Genomic DNA, 16,454 nt, shown 5'->3' on the forward strand with positions numbered 1-16,454 from the left:
TCAGGCCGGCGACAACATCGGCGCGCTGATCCGCGGTGTCGACCGTGAGGGCGTCGAGCGCGGCCAGGTGCTGTGCAAGCCGGGTTCGGTGAAGCCGCACACGAAGTTCAAGGCCGAGGCGTACATCCTGACGAAGGAAGAGGGCGGCCGTCATACGCCGTTCTTCACGAACTACCGTCCGCAGTTCTATTTCCGTACCACGGACGTGACGGGCATCGTCACGCTTCCGGAAGGCACGGAGATGGTCATGCCGGGCGACAACGTGACGATGGACGTCGCGCTGATCGTTCCGATCGCGATGGAAGAGAAGCTGCGCTTCGCTATCCGTGAAGGTGGCCGCACCGTCGGCGCCGGCATCGTGTCCGCTATCGTCGAGTAATCGGCGGCCGCGTGGCCTGAGTATCGGCGGCGGCCTTCGGGCCGCCGTTTTCGTTTGGACGCAGCCAGGATATTTCCTGCGCCGAGGGCCGGCGAATCGGCTTGCAAAATGCCGCCCATGGCATTATTGCCGAGCGTGAAAGCAGGCCTTGGGGCCAGCAGTCGGATGCGCCATGCGCGCTGTCCGTAGGGGTATAGCTCAGTTGGTAGAGCGGCGGTCTCCAAAACCGCAGGTCACAGGTTCGAGCCCTGTTGCCCCTGCCATTCGTCTGTCCACGTCAGTTCCGTCCGGCCGGTTTCAGTCAGCCAGGTCGCATCTGGCGTCGACAAGAAATTTCCAGGTCCCTCTTGTGAATCGTTGCGCAGGACGCTAATACGCAGATCAACGGACACGAGGTGCGTGGGGCTGGGTCGTCAGCTTTTACGCGCCTAATGCCATGGGCGGTATATGGCCTCGAAGTCAAATCCCTTCACGTTCCTTCAGCAGGTGCGGACCGAAGTCTCGAAAGTGACATGGCCCACCCGTCGGGAAACGTTGATCTCCACGATCATGGTGCTCATCATGGTCGTGTTCGCTGCTGCGTTCTTCTTTATAGCCGATCAGGCCCTCGGGTTTGCAGTCGGTTTCATCATGAGCGCTGGCCGCTGAGTGCAGGAAGGCAATCTAGGAATGGCAGCCCGTTGGTACATCGTTCACGCCTACTCGAATTTCGAGAAGAAGGTCGCTGAATCGATCGAGGAGCAGGCCCGGCAGAAGGGGCTCTCCGACAAGTTCGAGAAGATTCTCGTGCCGACCGAAAAGGTCGTCGAGGTGCGCCGCGGCCGCAAGGTCGACGCCGAGCGCAAGTTCTTCCCGGGCTATGTTCTGGTCAAGGCCGAGCTGACCGATCAGGTCTTCTCGCTGATCAAGAATACGCCGAAGGTCACGGGTTTCCTCGGGCCCGACAATCGGCCGGTGCCGATCTCGGAGGCAGAGGCCACGCATATTCTCAGCCAGGTGCAGGAGGGTGTGGAGCGGCCGAAGGCCAGCATCACCTTCGACATCGGCGAGCAGGTTCGCGTGTCGGACGGGCCGTTCGCCTCGTTCAACGGCATCGTCCAGGAAGTCGATCAGGAGCGTGCCCGTCTCAAGGTGGAAGTGTCCATCTTCGGTCGTGCAACGCCGGTCGATCTCGAATTCGGTCAGGTCGAAAAGGTCTGATCGTCCGCCGCCTTCGGGCGGCGTCCGGCGCGGAAGGCGTTCCGGCTTTTGCCGGCCGGGTCTCGCCGCACCGCGCCACTGCAAGCGGGCCGCACTCATGGCGGCTCCATCGCCGGCAAGCCGGCATGAAGACAAAGGCAGAAAGTAATGGCTAAGAAAGTTGCAGGGCAGCTCAAGCTGCAGGTTGCCGCCGGATCCGCCACGCCGTCGCCGCCCATCGGCCCGGCTCTCGGTCAGCGCGGCATCAACATCATGGAGTTCTGCAAGGCGTTCAACGCGCAGACCCAGGAGATGGAGAAGGGCTCCCCGGTACCGGTGGTCATCACCTACTACCAGGACAAGTCCTTCACCTTCGTGATGAAGACGCCTCCGGTCACGTTCTTCCTCAAGAAGGCGGCCAACATCAAGTCGGGCTCCAAGGAGCCGGGCAAGGCGGGCGCCGGCAAGGTCACGCGCGACCAGGTCCGCGAGATCGCCGAGAAGAAGATGAAAGACCTCAACGCGAACGACGTTGATGCGGCAATGGCGATGGTCGAGGGCTCTGCCCGCTCCATGGGCCTGGAAGTGGTGGGCTGAGACGATGGCTAAGATCGGCAAGCGTATTTCGAAGGCCCGCGACGGCCTGGACCGCGACAAGCTCTATGACATCGCCGACGCGGTGAAGATGCTCAAGGAGCGCGCCACCGCCAAGTTCGACGAGACGATCGAGGTCGCCATGAACCTCGGCGTCGATCCGCGCCATGCGGACCAGATGGTCCGCGGCGTGGTCAACCTGCCCAACGGCACGGGCCGTACCGTTCGCGTCGCGGTCTTCGCACGCGGCGACAAGGCCGAAGAAGCCAAGGCTGCCGGTGCCGATATCGTCGGCGCCGAAGACCTGGTCGAGAAGGTGCAGGGCGGCGAGATCGATTTCGACCGCGCCATCGCGACTCCCGACATGATGGGTCTCGTCGGCCGTCTCGGTAAGGTGCTCGGCCCGCGCGGCCTGATGCCGAACCCGCGCGTCGGCACGGTGACGCCGGACGTCGCGGCGGCCGTCAAGGCTTCCAAGGGCGGTGCTGTCGAGTTCCGCGTCGAAAAGGCCGGCATCGTGCATGCCGGCGTTGGCAAGGCCTCTTTCGGCGCCGATGCGCTGGTCGAGAACATTCGTGCCTTCGCCGACGCGGTGCAGAAGGCCAAGCCGTCGGGCGCCAAGGGTACCTACGTGCAGCGCGTCGCGCTGTCGTCGACCATGGGCCCCGGCCTCAAGATAGACCCTTCGACGGTGCAGGCGCAGGCCTGACCCGACAAGGGGGTTAACAGGGCAGGGTTGCACGCCTATATGTGCATCCTTCCCTGATCGAATCCCCGGGCCTTCGGGCCCGGGTATGCGAAGGCCGGAAACGGTCTTCGTTTCCTGTCCGAGATTGCAGGCGAGAGCCGGTTCGTCCGGTTTTCTTAATCCACAAGCCTGCATGAGACGGTGAGAGTTCCGGATTTCCCGGGGTAACCCGGTGTTTGGTTCGAACCTCTGAATGCCTTGAGCTGACGATGCGGGGCCCTTTGCGGCTCCAGTGACGCCAAGGGGACAGGATCCTCGCTGTCGTCCGGATGATCCGGGCGGCGAAGGCAACCGGAGCGTCCCGCAAGGGAAGGCTCCAACTGGAGAGTGGCAGTGGACAGAGCGGAAAAGCGCGAGTTCGTCACCGATCTTCACGAGACCTTCAAGGACTCGGGGTCGATCGTGGTGGCTCGCTACGCCGGTCTCACCGTCGCGCAGATGAACGATCTTCGTTCCAAGATGCGCGAACAGGGTGGCACCGTCAAAGTCGCGAAGAACCGTCTCGCCAAAATCGCTCTTCAAGGCACCGACGCCGAGAAGATCAGCAAGCTGTTCGAAGGACAGACTCTGATCGCCTATTCGACCGATCCGGTCGCGGCGCCGAAGGTGGCCAACGACTTCGCCAAGGGCAATGACAAGCTTGTCATCCTCGGCGGGGCCATGGGCACCACCGCCCTCGACGCCGATGGGGTAAAGGCTCTCGCCTCGCTCCCGTCGCTCGACGAGCTGCGCGCCAAGCTTATCGCCATGGTTCAGACGCCGGCTACCCGCATCGCGGGTGTGGTCGCAGCGCCTGCGGCACAGCTTGCACGCGTGTTCGGGGCATATGCCAAGAAGGACGAAGCGGCCTGAGGCTTGTTCCTCGCTGCATTCTGAATATTCGAACCTAAGGGAATACTACAATGGCTGATCTCGCCAAGATCGTTGAAGACCTGTCCAGCCTGACCGTCCTCGAGGCGGCTGAGCTGTCAAAGTTGCTTGAAGAGAAGTGGGGCGTTTCCGCCGCTGCTCCGGTTGCCGTCGCGGCTGCCGGTGGCGCCGGTGCTGCTGCCGCCGTCGAGGAAGAGAAGACCGAGTTCGACGTGATCCTCGTCGATGCCGGCGCTCAGAAGATCAACGTGATCAAGGAAGTCCGTGCGATCACGGGTCTCGGCCTCAAGGAAGCCAAGGACCTGGTCGACGGCGCTCCGAAGCCGGTCAAGGAAGCTGTGTCCAAGGACGAAGCAGCGAAGATCAAGGACCAGCTCGAGAAGGCTGGCGCCAAGGTCGACGTCAAGTAATTGCGCTTCTGGCGCAAGCCGGCGTGAAATTGGTGGGCGGGACGGCATTTTGCCGTCCCGCCTTCCGTGCTGCCACCGCAGGCCTTCCCCAGGATGGGCGTGCGGCATGCGGCAACCGCTTCTTTCCGATGGTCCGGTATCCGCCGGCGGGCACTCGGGAAGACGCGGATGGGCCGATGGTCCGCATAGGTCTAAGCCGCCTTCGAGAGGGCGGTGGGGCTGTCCCGGCCGGGATGGCTCCGGAGTTTGAGCCCTTCGGCGAGGGCACTGTCGAGAGCAAGGAGCGACGATGTCTCAGACGACGACGTTTAGCGGTCGCAGGCGCGTACGCAAGTTCTTCGGGCATATCCCCGAGGTTGCCGAAATGCCCAATCTGATCGAGGTGCAGAAGGCATCCTACGATCAGTTCCTCATGGTGGACGAGCCCGATGGCGGTCGTCCGGACGAGGGGCTTCAGTCCGTATTCAAGTCTGTCTTCCCGATTTCCGATTTTTCGGGCAATTCGATGCTGGAATTCGTCAAGTACGAGTTCGAGCAGCCGAAATTCGATGTCGACGAGTGCCGGCAGCGCGACCTGACCTTCGCGGCGCCGCTCAAGGTGACGCTGCGCCTCATCGTGTTCGATGTCGACGAGGATACCGGTTCCAAGTCCATCAAGGACATCAAGGAGCAGGACGTCTACATGGGCGACATGCCCCTGATGACGTCCAACGGCACCTTCATCGTCAATGGCACGGAGCGCGTTATCGTCTCGCAGATGCACCGCTCGCCGGGCGTCTTCTTCGACCACGACAAGGGCAAGAGCCACTCCTCGGGCAAGCTGCTGTTTGCCGCGCGCGTCATTCCGTATCGCGGTTCGTGGCTCGACATCGAGTTCGACGCCAAGGACATCGTCCATGCGCGTATCGATCGTCGCCGCAAGATCCCGGTAACGAGCCTCCTGATGGCGCTCGGCATGGATGGGGAGGAGATCCTCTCCACCTTCTACAACATCATCCAGTTCGAGAAGGACGACAAGGGCTGGCGCATTCCGTTCTCGATGGAGCGGATCCGCGGCCAGAAGCCGCTGACGGACCTTGTCGACGCCGATTCGGGTGAGATCCTGGTCGAGGCCGGCAAGAAGGTCACGGCGCGTCAGGCCCGCCAGTTGAAGGACAAGGGCGTCAAGGCGCTGCGCGCCTCCGACGAGGACCTGTTCGGCAACTACCTTGCGGAAGACATCGTCAACGAGCAGACGGGCGAAGTGTATCTCGAAGCCGGCGACGAGATCGACGAGAAGACCCTCAAGGTCCTGGTCGATGCCGGTCACGAGGACATTTCCGTTCTGGACATCGATCACGTCACCGTGGGCGCCTACATCCGCAGCACGCTCGCTGCCGACAAGAACGAGACCCGTCAGGACGCGCTGTTCGACATCTATCGCGTCATGCGTCCGGGCGAGCCGCCCACGATGGAAACCGCCGAGGCGATGTTCCAGTCGCTGTTCTTCGACTCCGAGCGCTACGATCTGTCGGCCGTTGGCCGCGTCAAGATGAACATGCGTCTGGACGTCGACGCCGAGGACACCGTGCGCGTGCTGCGCAAGGAAGACATCGTCGCCGTGGTGCGGACGCTGGTCGACCTGCGTGACGGCAAGGGTGAGATCGACGACATCGACAATCTGGGCAACCGTCGCGTCCGTTCGGTCGGCGAGCTGATGGAAAACCAGTATCGCGTTGGCCTGCTGCGCATGGAACGCGCCATCAAGGAGCGCATGTCCTCTGTCGAGATCGACACGGTCATGCCGCAGGACCTGATCAACGCCAAGCCGGCGGCAGCGGCCGTGCGCGAGTTCTTCGGATCGTCGCAGCTGTCGCAGTTCATGGACCAGACCAACCCGCTCTCCGAGATCACGCACAAGCGTCGCATCTCGGCGCTCGGACCCGGCGGTCTGACGCGCGAGCGCGCCGGCTTCGAGGTGCGCGACGTGCACCCGACGCATTACGGCCGCATCTGCCCGATCGAGACGCCGGAAGGCCCGAACATCGGTCTGATCAACTCGCTGGCCACCTTCGCGCGCGTCAACAAGTATGGCTTCATCGAAAGCCCGTACCGCCGCGTGATCGAGGGCAAGGTCACCAACGACGTGGTCTACCTCTCCGCCATGGAAGAGGCTAAGCACCACGTCGCGCAGGCCAATGCCGTGCTGACCGACGGGAACACCTTCGTCGACGATCTCGTGGTCTGCCGGCATGCCGGCGACAACGTGATCACCCCGCGTGAGAACATCGACCTCATGGACGTGTCGCCGAAGCAGATCGTTTCGGTGGCTGCGGCGCTCATCCCGTTCCTCGAGAACGACGACGCCAACCGCGCGCTCATGGGCTCGAACATGCAGCGTCAGGCCGTGCCGCTGGTGCGCGCCGAGGCGCCTTTCGTCGGCACCGGCATGGAGTCGGTCGTCGCGCGGGATTCCGGCGCCGCCATCGCGGCCCGGCGCACCGGCGTGGTCGATCAGGTCGACGCCACGCGTATCGTCATTCGCGCGACGGAAGATCTCGAGGCCGGCAAGTCCGGCGTCGATATCTACCGTCTGATGAAGTTCCAGCGCTCCAACCAGTCCACCTGCATCAACCAGCGCCCGCTGGTGAAGATGGGTGACCGGGTCCGGAAGGGCGACATCATCGCGGATGGCCCGTCCACCGATCTTGGCGATCTGGCCCTCGGCCGCAACGTGCTCGTCGCGTTCATGCCCTGGAACGGCTACAACTACGAGGATTCGATCCTCCTGTCCGAGCGCATCGTCGCCGACGACGTCTTCACCTCGATCCACATCGAGGAGTTCGAGGTCATGGCGCGCGATACCAAGCTTGGACCCGAGGAAATTACGCGCGATATTCCGAACGTCTCGGAAGAAGCGCTGAAGAACCTCGACGAAGCCGGCATCGTCTATATCGGCGCCGAGGTCCAGCCGGGCGACATCCTCGTCGGCAAGATCACGCCCAAGGGCGAAAGCCCGATGACGCCGGAAGAAAAGCTTCTGCGCGCCATCTTCGGCGAAAAGGCGTCGGATGTCCGCGACACGTCCAGCCGCATGCCTCCCGGCACGTATGGCACGGTCGTCGAGGTTCGCGTCTTCAACCGGCACGGCGTCGAGAAGGACGAGCGCGCCATGGCCATCGAGCGCGAGGAAATCGAGCGCCTGGCCAAGGACCGCGACGATGAGCAGGCCATCCTGGACCGCAACGTTTATGGCCGCCTGATCGAGATGCTCGATGGCAAGTCGGCGGTTGCCGGCCCCAAGGGCTTCAAGAAGGGCGCGACCTTGTCGGCGTCCGTCATCCAGGAGTATCCCCGCTCGCAGTGGTGGATGTTCGCCGTGGAAGACGAGAAGCTGCAGGGCGAGCTGGAAGACCTGCGCAACGTCTACGACGAATCCAAGAAGACGCTCGAAGGGCGCTTCATGGACAAGGTCGAGAAGGTGCAGCGGGGCGACGAGTTGCCCCCGGGCGTCATGAAGCAGGTCAAGGTCTTCGTCGCGGTCAAGCGCAAGATCCAGCCGGGCGACAAGATGGCCGGCCGTCACGGCAACAAGGGCGTGGTCTCGCGGATCGTTCCGGTGGAGGATATGCCCTTCAACGAAGACGGCACGCATGTCGATATCGTTCTCAATCCGCTCGGCGTGCCTTCGCGCATGAATGTCGGGCAGATCCTCGAGACGCATCTCGGCTGGGCCTGCGCCGGCATGGGTCGCCGCATCGGCGAGCTGCTGGAGCAGTACCAGGAGAGCCACGACGTGAAGCCGCTGCGGACGGAGATTTCCGGCCTGCTCGGCGACAGCGATCGCAACGAGAAGGTGGCCGGCTTCGATGACGAGTCCGTCATCACGCTGGCACGCCAGATGAAGCGCGGCGTCTCCATCGCGACGCCGGTCTTCGACGGCGCGAACGAGCACGACATCGTCGAGATGCTGGAGAAGGCCGGTTTGAACGGTTCGGGTCAGGTCACGCTCTATGACGGGCGTACCGGCGAGCCGTTCGATCGTCAGGTCACCGTCGGCTACATCTACATGCTGAAGCTGCACCATCTGGTGGACGACAAGATCCACGCGCGGTCCATCGGACCCTACTCGCTGGTCACGCAGCAGCCGCTGGGCGGCAAGGCCCAGTTCGGCGGTCAGCGCTTCGGCGAGATGGAGGTGTGGGCACTCGAGGCGTATGGCGCGGCCTACACGCTGCAGGAGATGCTCACCGTCAAGTCCGACGACGTGGCCGGTCGTACCAAGGTGTACGAGTCGATCGTGCGCGGCGACGATGCCTTCGAGTCCGGCATCCCCGAGAGCTTCAACGTTCTCGTCAAGGAAATGCGCTCGCTTGGCCTCGATGTCGACCTGTCGAACATCTCCGAGCAGCCGCAGGCGGCAAACCGGGACGATCAGTTGCCCGACGCAGCCGAGTAATCGGCAGGGCGCGCCCAAGGATGGGCGCGCCGGGCCATCGCCGCACGTCGCGGCGGTGGCCTGACCACCGGGATTATCGTTGTGCGTCGTTTGCGCGGCGGAGCGGGGCATCGAGGCCCCAGAAGGAGAAAGCACCATGAATCAAGAGGTCATGAATCTCTTCAATCCTCAGGTGCAGGCCCAGTCTTTCGATTCGATCCGGATCTCGCTGGCGAGCCCGGAGAAGATCCTTTCCTGGTCGTTCGGCGAGATCAAGAAGCCCGAGACGATCAACTACCGGACCTTCAAGCCCGAGCGCGATGGCCTGTTCTGCGCTCGTATCTTCGGTCCGATCAAGGATTACGAGTGCTTGTGCGGCAAGTACAAGCGCATGAAGTACAAGGGCATAATCTGCGAGAAGTGCGGCGTCGAGGTTACCTTGTCGCGCGTGCGCCGCGAGCGCATGGGGCACATCGAGCTGGCCGCGCCGGTCGCTCACATCTGGTTCCTGAAGTCGTTGCCCAGCCGCATCGGCACGCTGCTCGACATGACGCTCAAGGATATCGAGCGCGTCCTGTACTTCGAGAACTACATCGTCACCGAGCCAGGTCTCACCGCCCTGAAGGAGCATCAGCTCCTGACGGAAGAGGAGTACATGATCGCCACCGAGGAGTATGGTGAGGATTCCTTCACCGCGCTCATCGGTGCCGAGGCGATCCAGGAACTCCTGTCCTCCATGGACCTGGAGAAGATCGCCGGCGACCTGCGCGCCGAGCTGGCCGAGACGACATCCGATCTGAAGACGAAGAAGCTGATGAAGCGTCTCAAGATCGTCGAAAACTTCCTGGAGTCGGGCAACCGGCCCGAATGGATGATCATGAGCGTCGTTCCGGTGATCCCGCCGGACCTGCGCCCGCTGGTGCCGCTGGATGGCGGACGTTTCGCGACGTCCGACCTCAACGACCTGTACCGTCGCGTCATCAACCGTAACAACCGCCTCAAGCGGCTGATCGAGCTGCGTGCGCCGGGCATCATCATCCGCAACGAAAAGCGTATGCTGCAGGAGGCCGTCGACGCCCTGTTCGACAACGGCCGCCGCGGCCGCGTCATCACGGGCGCCAACAAGCGTCCGCTGAAGTCGCTGTCCGACATGCTCAAGGGCAAGCAGGGCCGCTTCCGGCAGAACCTGCTCGGCAAGCGCGTCGACTATTCCGGCCGTTCGGTCATCGTGACCGGCCCGGAACTGAAGCTTCATCAATGCGGCCTGCCGAAGAAGATGGCGCTCGAGCTGTTCAAACCGTTCATCTACGCGCGCCTTGACGCCAAGGGCTATTCCTCGACCGTCAAGCAGGCGAAGAAGCTGGTCGAGAAAGAGCGTCCGGAAGTCTGGGATATCCTGGACGAGGTCATCCGCGAGCACCCGGTTCTCCTGAACCGCGCGCCGACGCTGCACCGTCTCGGCATCCAGGCCTTCGAACCGATCCTCATCGAGGGCAAGGCGATCCAGCTTCATCCGCTGGTCTGCACGGCCTTCAACGCCGACTTCGACGGCGACCAGATGGCCGTCCACGTTCCGCTGTCCATCGAGGCGCAGCTGGAAGCACGCGTCCTTATGATGTCGACCAACAACATCCTGCACCCGGCCAATGGTCAGCCGATCATCGTGCCGTCGCAGGACATGGTTCTTGGCCTCTACTACCTCTCGATCATGAACGAGAACGAGCCCGGGCAGGGCATGGCGTTCTCCGACATCGGCGAGATGGAGCATGCGCTGCACGCCAAGTCGATCACGCTGCACACCAAGATCCGGGGTCGCTTCAAGTCCGTGGACAAGGACGGCAATCTCGTCTCCAAGGTCTACGAGACGACGCCGGGCCGCCTGCTGATCGGTCAGCTCCTGCCGAAGAACGTGAACATTCCCTTCGACATCGCCAACGAGCTGATGACGAAGAAGAATATCTCGCGCCTCATCGACCAGGTGTACCGTCACTGCGGTCAGAAGGAGACGGTGATCTTCTGCGACCGCATCATGCAGCTCGGCTTCAAGCATGCGTGCATGGCCGGCATTTCCTTCGGCAAGGATGACATGCTCATCCCCGACACGAAGGAAAAGCTGATCGCCGAGACGCAGGCGCTCGCGAAGGAATACGAGCAGCAGTACAATGACGGCCTGATCACCCAGGGCGAGAAGTACAACAAGGTGGTCGATGCCTGGGCTAAGTGCACGGACAAGATCGCCGACGAGATGATGGCCCGCATCAAGGCGGTCGAGTTCGACGATGGCGGTCGCCAGCGTCCGATGAACTCGATCTACATGATGTCGCACTCCGGTGCGCGCGGCTCGCCGACGCAGATGCGCCAGCTTGCCGCGATGCGCGGTCTGATGACCAAGCCCTCGGGCGAGATCATCGAGACGCCGATCATCTCGAACTTCAAGGAAGGCCTGACCGTTCTCGAGTACTTCAACTCCACCCACGGCGCCCGCAAGGGCCTCGCGGATACGGCGTTGAAGACGGCCAACTCGGGTTACCTGACGCGTCGTCTCGTCGACGTGGCGCAGGACTGCATCATCACGCAGTCCGACTGCGGCACGCTGAACGGCCTGACCATGCAACCCATCGTCGATGCCGGCCAGGTGGTCGCGACGCTGGGGCAGCGTGTCCTGGGCCGCACCGCGCTGGAAGATGTCCTCCATCCCGTCACGGGCGATGTGCTCGTGGCAGGTGGACACAACATCGACGAGCGCGATGTCGAGGTGATCGAGAAGGCCGGCGTGCAGTCGATCAAGATCCGCTCCGCGCTGACCTGCGAAGTCCGCACGGGCATCTGCGCGGTCTGCTACGGACGCGATCTGGCACGCGGCACGCCCGTCAACATGGGCGAGGCCGTCGGCGTCATCGCGGCGCAGTCGATCGGCGAGCCGGGTACGCAGCTCACCATGCGAACCTTCCACATGGGCGGTACCGCGCAGGTCGTCGACCAGTCCTTCCTGGAAGCCTCGTACGAGGGCACGGTCAAGATCCGCAACCGCAACGTGGTGCGTGACTCCGAAGGGCGTCTCGTGGCCATGGGCCGCAACATGGCGATCCTGATTCTCGATCAGGGCGGCAAGGAGCGGGCCAGCCACCGGGTGACCTACGGTTCGCGTATCTTCGTCGACGATGGCGACAAGGTGCGTCGTGGTCAGCGTATCGCAGAGTGGGACCCGTATACCCGCCCGGTTCTGACCGAGCTGGAAGGCACTGTCGAGTTCGAGGATCTGGTCGAGGGCCTGTCGGTCTCCGAGCAGGCCGACGAGTCGACCGGCATCACCAAGCGTCAGGTCATCGATTGGCGCGCCAACCCGCGCGGTTCGGACCTGAAGCCGGCGATCGTCATCAAGGGCCCCGATGGCGAGGTGTTGAAGCTGCAGCGCGGCTCCGACGCACGCTATCTCCTGTCCGTCGATGCGATCCTGTCGGTGGAGCCGGGCACCAAGATCAAGGCGGGTGACGTCCTGTCGCGTATTCCGATGGAAAGCGCGAAGACGAAGGACATCACCGGTGGTCTGCCGCGCGTCGCCGAGTTGTTCGAGGCTCGTCGTCCGAAGGACAATGCCGTGATCGCCGAGATCGACGGCACGGTTCGCTTCGGCCGCGACTACAAGAACAAGCGTCGCATCGTCATCGAGCCGCACGAGGACGGCGTCGAGCCGGTGGAGTATCTCATCCCGAAGGGTAAGCCGTTCCATCTCCAGGAAGGCGACATCATCGAGAAGGGCGACTACATCCTCGACGGCAACCCGGCCCCGCACGACATCCTGGCGATCCGGGGCGTCGAGGCGCTGGCTTCCTATCTCGTCAACGAGATCCAGGAAGTGTATCGCCTGCAGGGCGTGCTGATCAACGACAAGCACATCGAGGTCATCGTCCGGCAGATGCTGCAGAAGGTCGAGATCGTCGACTCGGGCGACTCCGGCTATATCCCGGGCGACAATGTCGACCGGATCGAGCTGGCCGAGCTGAACGAGAAGCTGGAAGAGGAGGGCAAGAAGCCCGCCTCCGGCGTGCCGGTGCTGCTCGGCATCACCAAGGCTTCGCTGCAGACACCGTCCTTCATCTCGGCGGCGTCCTTCCAGGAGACGACCCGTGTCCTCACCGAGGCGGCGGTTGCCGGCAAGACCGACACGCTGCAGGGCCTCAAGGAGAACGTGATCGTTGGCCGCCTGATTCCCGCCGGCACCGGCGGAATGATGACGCAGATCCGGCGTATCGCGACCTCGCGGGACGACCTGATCATCGATGACAAGCGCAAGACGTCGGCTGCCGGCCAGCCCGACAACCTTCTGTCCGACATGTCCTGATCGGGCCAGGCGCCCGATGGCGTGTGGCAGGCGGAAGGTGATCTTCGCTGAGTGAAGCAATGTCGGGCGGGGCCGGTTTGCCGGTCCCGCCCGACGGCCGTCATGGCCGGGCACCCGTCAGGGGTGCGGGGCCGCAAAGATAAGTTCTGCTTGTATTGCGGGGGCTTGACGATGACGGGTGGAATCGTTAAACACCGCGCAACAGAGCCGATGTGAAGCCAGTTTCGTTCCAGGACGCCGCGTCCGGGACATTCGTTTCAAACAAGGCTCAGTTCAACGAGACGCACCATCGCTGGTCGCATGATCGGGTTTCCGGTCCTCTGCTTTGTGCCGGGCAGTCCGCAGTATGCGGATGGTTTGCCCGGCTTCGTGTATGAGCTGTCTGGCTCATCCGGCGATTGGCGTCGCGTTTTGAACCGAGACGAGAAAGAAGAGGGAAGGTTGGGATGCCGACCATTAACCAGCTGATCCGCAAGCCGCGCGTTCGTCCTACCGAGCGCAACACGGTTCCGGCACTCCAGGCCAACCCGCAGAAGCGGGGCGTTTGCACGCGCGTCTACACGACGACGCCGAAGAAGCCGAACTCGGCTCTTCGTAAGGTCGCCAAGGTGCGCCTGGTCAATGGCTTCGAAGTCATCGGCTACATTCCGGGCGAGGGGCATAACCTTCAGGAGCACTCCGTGGTGATGATCCGCGGCGGCCGCGTGAAGGATCTTCCCGGTGTGCGCTACCACATCATTCGCGGCGTGCTGGATACGCAGGGCGTCAAGGATCGCAAGCAGCGCCGTTCCAAGTACGGCGCGAAGCGTCCGAAGTAAGCCTGCACGTCAGATCGAGAACGAGAGACCAATAGATGTCCCGTCGCCATTCTGCTGAAAAGCGCGAGATCAATCCGGATCCGAAGTTCGGTGACCTTGTTGTCACGAAGTTCATGAACGCCATCATGTATGATGGCAAGAAGTCGGTGGCCGAGCGTATCGTTTACGGTGCCTTCGACTCCATCCACGAGAAGAGCCGCCAGGAATCGCTGGTGATCTTCCATCAGGCGCTCGAAAACGTCGCGCCGCACGTCGAAGTTCGTTCGCGCCGCGTCGGTGGTGCGACGTATCAGGTTCCGGTCGATGTTCGCCCCGAGCGCCGTCAGGCACTGGCGATCCGCTGGCTGATCACGGCTGCGCGCAATCGCAACGAGACGACGATGGTCGATCGCCTGTCGGGCGAGCTTCTCGATGCCGCCAACAACCGGGGTACCGCAGTCAAGAAGCGCGAAGACACGCACCGCATGGCGGAAGCGAACCGCGCCTTCTCGCACTACCGCTGGTAATCCCGAAGCTGATATCGAAAGGCGACGCTTATGGCCCGCGAATATAAGATCGAGGACTACCGCAACTTCGGCATCATGGCCCACATCGATGCCGGCAAGACCACGACCACCGAGCGGATCCTGTTCTACACCGGCAAGTCCCACAAGATCGGCGAAGTCCATGACGGCGCCGCGACGATGGACTGGATGGAGCAGGAGCAGGAGCGCGGCATCACGATCACGTCCGCTGCCACGACCACCTTCTGGGAAGGCCGTGACGGCAAGAAGCGTCGCTTCAACATCATCGATACGCCGGGCCACGTCGACTTCACCATCGAAGTCGAGCGTTCCTTGCGCGTTCTCGACGGTGCGATCGCTCTTCTCGACGCCAATGCCGGTGTCGAGCCGCAGACGGAAACCGTCTGGCGCCAGGCCGACAAGTATCATGTCCCGCGCATGATCTTCGTCAACAAGATGGACAAGACGGGCGCGGACTTCTTCCGCTGCGTCGAGATGATCAAGTCGCGCCTCGGTGCGCGTGCGGTCGTCGTCCAGCTTCCGATCGGTGCCGAGAACGACTTCAAGGGCGTCATCGACCTGATCGAGATGAAGGCCCTGATCTGGCGCGACGAAACCCTCGGCGCCCAGTGGGATGTCGTTGAGATCCCGGCCGAGCTGGCCGACCAGGCCGCCGAGTATCGCGAGCTGATGATCGAGGCTGCCGTCGAAGTCGACGAAGCCGCGATGGAAGCCTATCTCGAAGGCACGATGCCGTCGATCGAAGAGCTGCGTCGCCTAATCCGCAAGGGCACGTGCGATGTCTGGTTCACGCCGGTCCTCTGCGGTTCGGCCTTCAAAAACAAGGGCGTTCAGCCGCTTCTCGACGCCGTCGTCGATTTCCTGCCGTCTCCGGTCGAAGTTCCGGCGATCAAGGGCATCGATCCGAAGACCGAGACGGAGACCACCCGTGCGTCTTCCGACGACGAGCCGCTGTCGATGCTCGCCTTCAAGATCATGAACGATCCGTTCGTCGGCTCGCTCACCTTCTGCCGCATCTACTCCGGCAAGCTCGCCAAGGGCGTGTCGCTGCAGAACACGGTCAAGGAGAAGAAAGAGCGCATCGGCCGCATGCTGCAGATGCACTCCAACTCGCGTGAGGACATCGAAGAGGCTTTCGCCGGCGACATCGTCGCCCTGGCAGGCCTCAAGGAAGTCACCACGGGCGATACGCTCTGCGACCCGCTGAAGCCGGTCATCCTGGAGCGGATGGAGTTCCCCGAGCCGGTCATCGAGATCGCGATCGAGCCGAAGACCAAGGGCGACCAGGAAAAGATGGGCCTCGCGCTCAACCGCCTGGCTGCCGAGGATCCGTCCTTCCGCGTCAAGACGGACGAAGAGTCCGGCCAGACGATCATCGCCGGCATGGGCGAGCTTCATCTGGACATTCTCGTCGATCGCATGAAGCGCGAGTTCAAGGTCGAGGCCAATATCGGCGCTCCGCAGGTTGCCTACCGCGAGACCATCAGCCGCAAGGCCGAGGTCGACTACACGCACAAGAAGCAGACCGGTGGTACGGGCCAGTTCGCCCGCGTCAAGATGGTCTTCGAGCCGGCCGAACTCGGCGAAGGCTTCAGCTTCGAGTCGAAGATCGTCGGCGGCGCGGTGCCCAAGGAGTACATTCCGGGCGTCAACAAGGGCGTCGAGTCCGTGATGACCTCCGGTCCTCTGGCCGGCTTCCCGATGGTCGACATCAAGGCCGAGCTGATCGACGGTGCATACCACGACGTCGACTCCTCGGTCCTGGCCTTCGAAATCGCATCGCGGGCTGCGTTCCGCGAAGCCATCCAGAAGGCGGGCCCCAAGCTGCTCGAGCCGATCATGAAGGTCGAGGTCGTGACGCCTGAGGATTACGTCGGTGACGTGATCGGTGACTTGAACTCCCGCCGTGGCCAGATCCAGGGCACGGAGAACCGGGGCATCGTGACGGCGGTCAACGCCATGGTCCCGCTGGCGAACATGTTCGGCTACGTGAACACGCTGCGCTCCATGTCGCAGGGGCGTGCGCAGTACTCGATGCAGTTCGATCACTACGAGCAGGTGCCGAACCAGGTCGCTGAAGAGATCCAGAAGAAATACGCCTGACCCGGTCCGGGACAGGCATTCCTTCAAGGCCTGCGGGCCTGACGAAATTTGATTGGAGAGCCAGATGGGC

12 protein-coding genes and 1 tRNA gene are annotated in these 16,454 nt (G+C 62.8%); all 13 read left to right on the forward strand.

Features of this window, described 5'->3' with window-relative positions; all coding sequences use genetic code 11:
• Positions 1-379: EF-Tu C-terminal domain-related protein (locus AUL31_RS02730; RefSeq protein WP_457912009.1), on the forward strand; the 379-nt coding region annotated here is incomplete at its 5' end.
• A gap of 187 nt (positions 380-566) precedes the next feature.
• A tRNA-Trp gene (locus AUL31_RS02735) sits at positions 567-642 on the forward strand.
• Between the two features lie 184 nt (positions 643-826).
• Positions 827-1,027, forward strand: coding sequence for a preprotein translocase subunit SecE (secE, locus tag AUL31_RS02740; protein ID WP_060600993.1), 201 nt, complete (start codon positions 827-829; stop codon positions 1,025-1,027).
• A gap of 21 nt (positions 1,028-1,048) precedes the next feature.
• Positions 1,049-1,579, forward strand: coding sequence for a transcription termination/antitermination protein NusG (gene nusG, locus AUL31_RS02745; protein ID WP_039192509.1), 531 nt, complete (start codon positions 1,049-1,051; stop codon positions 1,577-1,579).
• Positions 1,580-1,726: 147 nt separating this feature from the next.
• A complete protein-coding gene (gene rplK / locus AUL31_RS02750) occupies positions 1,727-2,155 on the forward strand; it encodes a 50S ribosomal protein L11 (RefSeq protein ID WP_039192511.1) in 429 nt (142 codons plus the stop codon).
• Positions 2,156-2,159: 4 nt separating this feature from the next.
• Positions 2,160-2,861 carry a 50S ribosomal protein L1 gene (gene rplA, locus AUL31_RS02755; RefSeq protein ID WP_060600996.1) on the forward strand — a complete coding sequence of 234 codons (702 nt, stop codon included), beginning with the start codon at positions 2,160-2,162 and terminating at the stop codon, positions 2,859-2,861.
• A gap of 372 nt (positions 2,862-3,233) precedes the next feature.
• Complete coding sequence (gene rplJ / locus AUL31_RS02760) at positions 3,234-3,752, forward strand: 50S ribosomal protein L10 (protein ID WP_060600998.1); 519 nt, start codon at positions 3,234-3,236, stop codon at positions 3,750-3,752.
• 50 nt (positions 3,753-3,802) lie between these two features.
• On the forward strand, positions 3,803-4,180 hold the full coding sequence (rplL, locus tag AUL31_RS02765) for a 50S ribosomal protein L7/L12 (protein ID WP_060601000.1): 378 nt from the start codon (positions 3,803-3,805) through the stop codon (positions 4,178-4,180).
• A gap of 289 nt (positions 4,181-4,469) precedes the next feature.
• Positions 4,470-8,618, forward strand: a complete 4,149-nt coding sequence (gene rpoB / locus AUL31_RS02770) for a DNA-directed RNA polymerase subunit beta (protein ID WP_060601003.1) — start codon at positions 4,470-4,472, stop codon at positions 8,616-8,618.
• Positions 8,619-8,754: 136 nt separating this feature from the next.
• Positions 8,755-12,939 carry a DNA-directed RNA polymerase subunit beta' gene (rpoC, locus tag AUL31_RS02775; protein ID WP_060601006.1) on the forward strand — a complete coding sequence of 1,395 codons (4,185 nt, stop codon included), beginning with the start codon at positions 8,755-8,757 and terminating at the stop codon, positions 12,937-12,939.
• Between the two features lie 446 nt (positions 12,940-13,385).
• Positions 13,386-13,757 (forward strand): 30S ribosomal protein S12, encoded by a 372-nt coding sequence (gene rpsL, locus AUL31_RS02780; RefSeq protein ID WP_039192521.1) that lies wholly within the window; start codon positions 13,386-13,388, stop codon positions 13,755-13,757.
• A 35-nt stretch (positions 13,758-13,792) separates the two neighbouring features.
• On the forward strand, positions 13,793-14,263 hold the full coding sequence (rpsG, locus tag AUL31_RS02785; protein WP_039192523.1) for a 30S ribosomal protein S7: 471 nt from the start codon (positions 13,793-13,795) through the stop codon (positions 14,261-14,263).
• Between the two features lie 30 nt (positions 14,264-14,293).
• Positions 14,294-16,384, forward strand: a complete 2,091-nt coding sequence (gene fusA, locus AUL31_RS02790; RefSeq protein WP_060601009.1) for an elongation factor G — start codon at positions 14,294-14,296, stop codon at positions 16,382-16,384.
• The last annotated feature ends 70 nt before the right edge of the window (positions 16,385-16,454 follow it).

Source organism: Aureimonas altamirensis, from assembly GCF_001463885.1.
In the GTDB taxonomy this organism is placed as follows: domain Bacteria; phylum Pseudomonadota; class Alphaproteobacteria; order Rhizobiales; family Rhizobiaceae; genus Aureimonas; species Aureimonas altamirensis.

What these genes read in the sequence shown, in the direction of transcription:
- secE (WP_060600993.1), top strand. Translation starts at nt 827, where the DNA reads ATGGCCTCGAAGTCAAATCCCTTCACGTTCCTTCAGCAGGTGCGGACC.
- nusG (WP_039192509.1), top strand. Translation starts at nt 1,049, where the DNA reads ATGGCAGCCCGTTGGTACATCGTTCACGCCTACTCGAATTTCGAGAAG.
- rplK (WP_039192511.1), top strand. Translation starts at nt 1,727, where the DNA reads ATGGCTAAGAAAGTTGCAGGGCAGCTCAAGCTGCAGGTTGCCGCCGGA.
- rplA (WP_060600996.1), top strand. Translation starts at nt 2,160, where the DNA reads ATGGCTAAGATCGGCAAGCGTATTTCGAAGGCCCGCGACGGCCTGGAC.
- rplL (WP_060601000.1), top strand. Translation starts at nt 3,803, where the DNA reads ATGGCTGATCTCGCCAAGATCGTTGAAGACCTGTCCAGCCTGACCGTC.
- rpoB (WP_060601003.1), top strand. Translation starts at nt 4,470, where the DNA reads ATGTCTCAGACGACGACGTTTAGCGGTCGCAGGCGCGTACGCAAGTTC.
- rpoC (WP_060601006.1), top strand. Translation starts at nt 8,755, where the DNA reads ATGAATCAAGAGGTCATGAATCTCTTCAATCCTCAGGTGCAGGCCCAG.
- rpsL (WP_039192521.1), top strand. Translation starts at nt 13,386, where the DNA reads ATGCCGACCATTAACCAGCTGATCCGCAAGCCGCGCGTTCGTCCTACC.
- rpsG (WP_039192523.1), top strand. Translation starts at nt 13,793, where the DNA reads ATGTCCCGTCGCCATTCTGCTGAAAAGCGCGAGATCAATCCGGATCCG.
- fusA (WP_060601009.1), top strand. Translation starts at nt 14,294, where the DNA reads ATGGCCCGCGAATATAAGATCGAGGACTACCGCAACTTCGGCATCATG.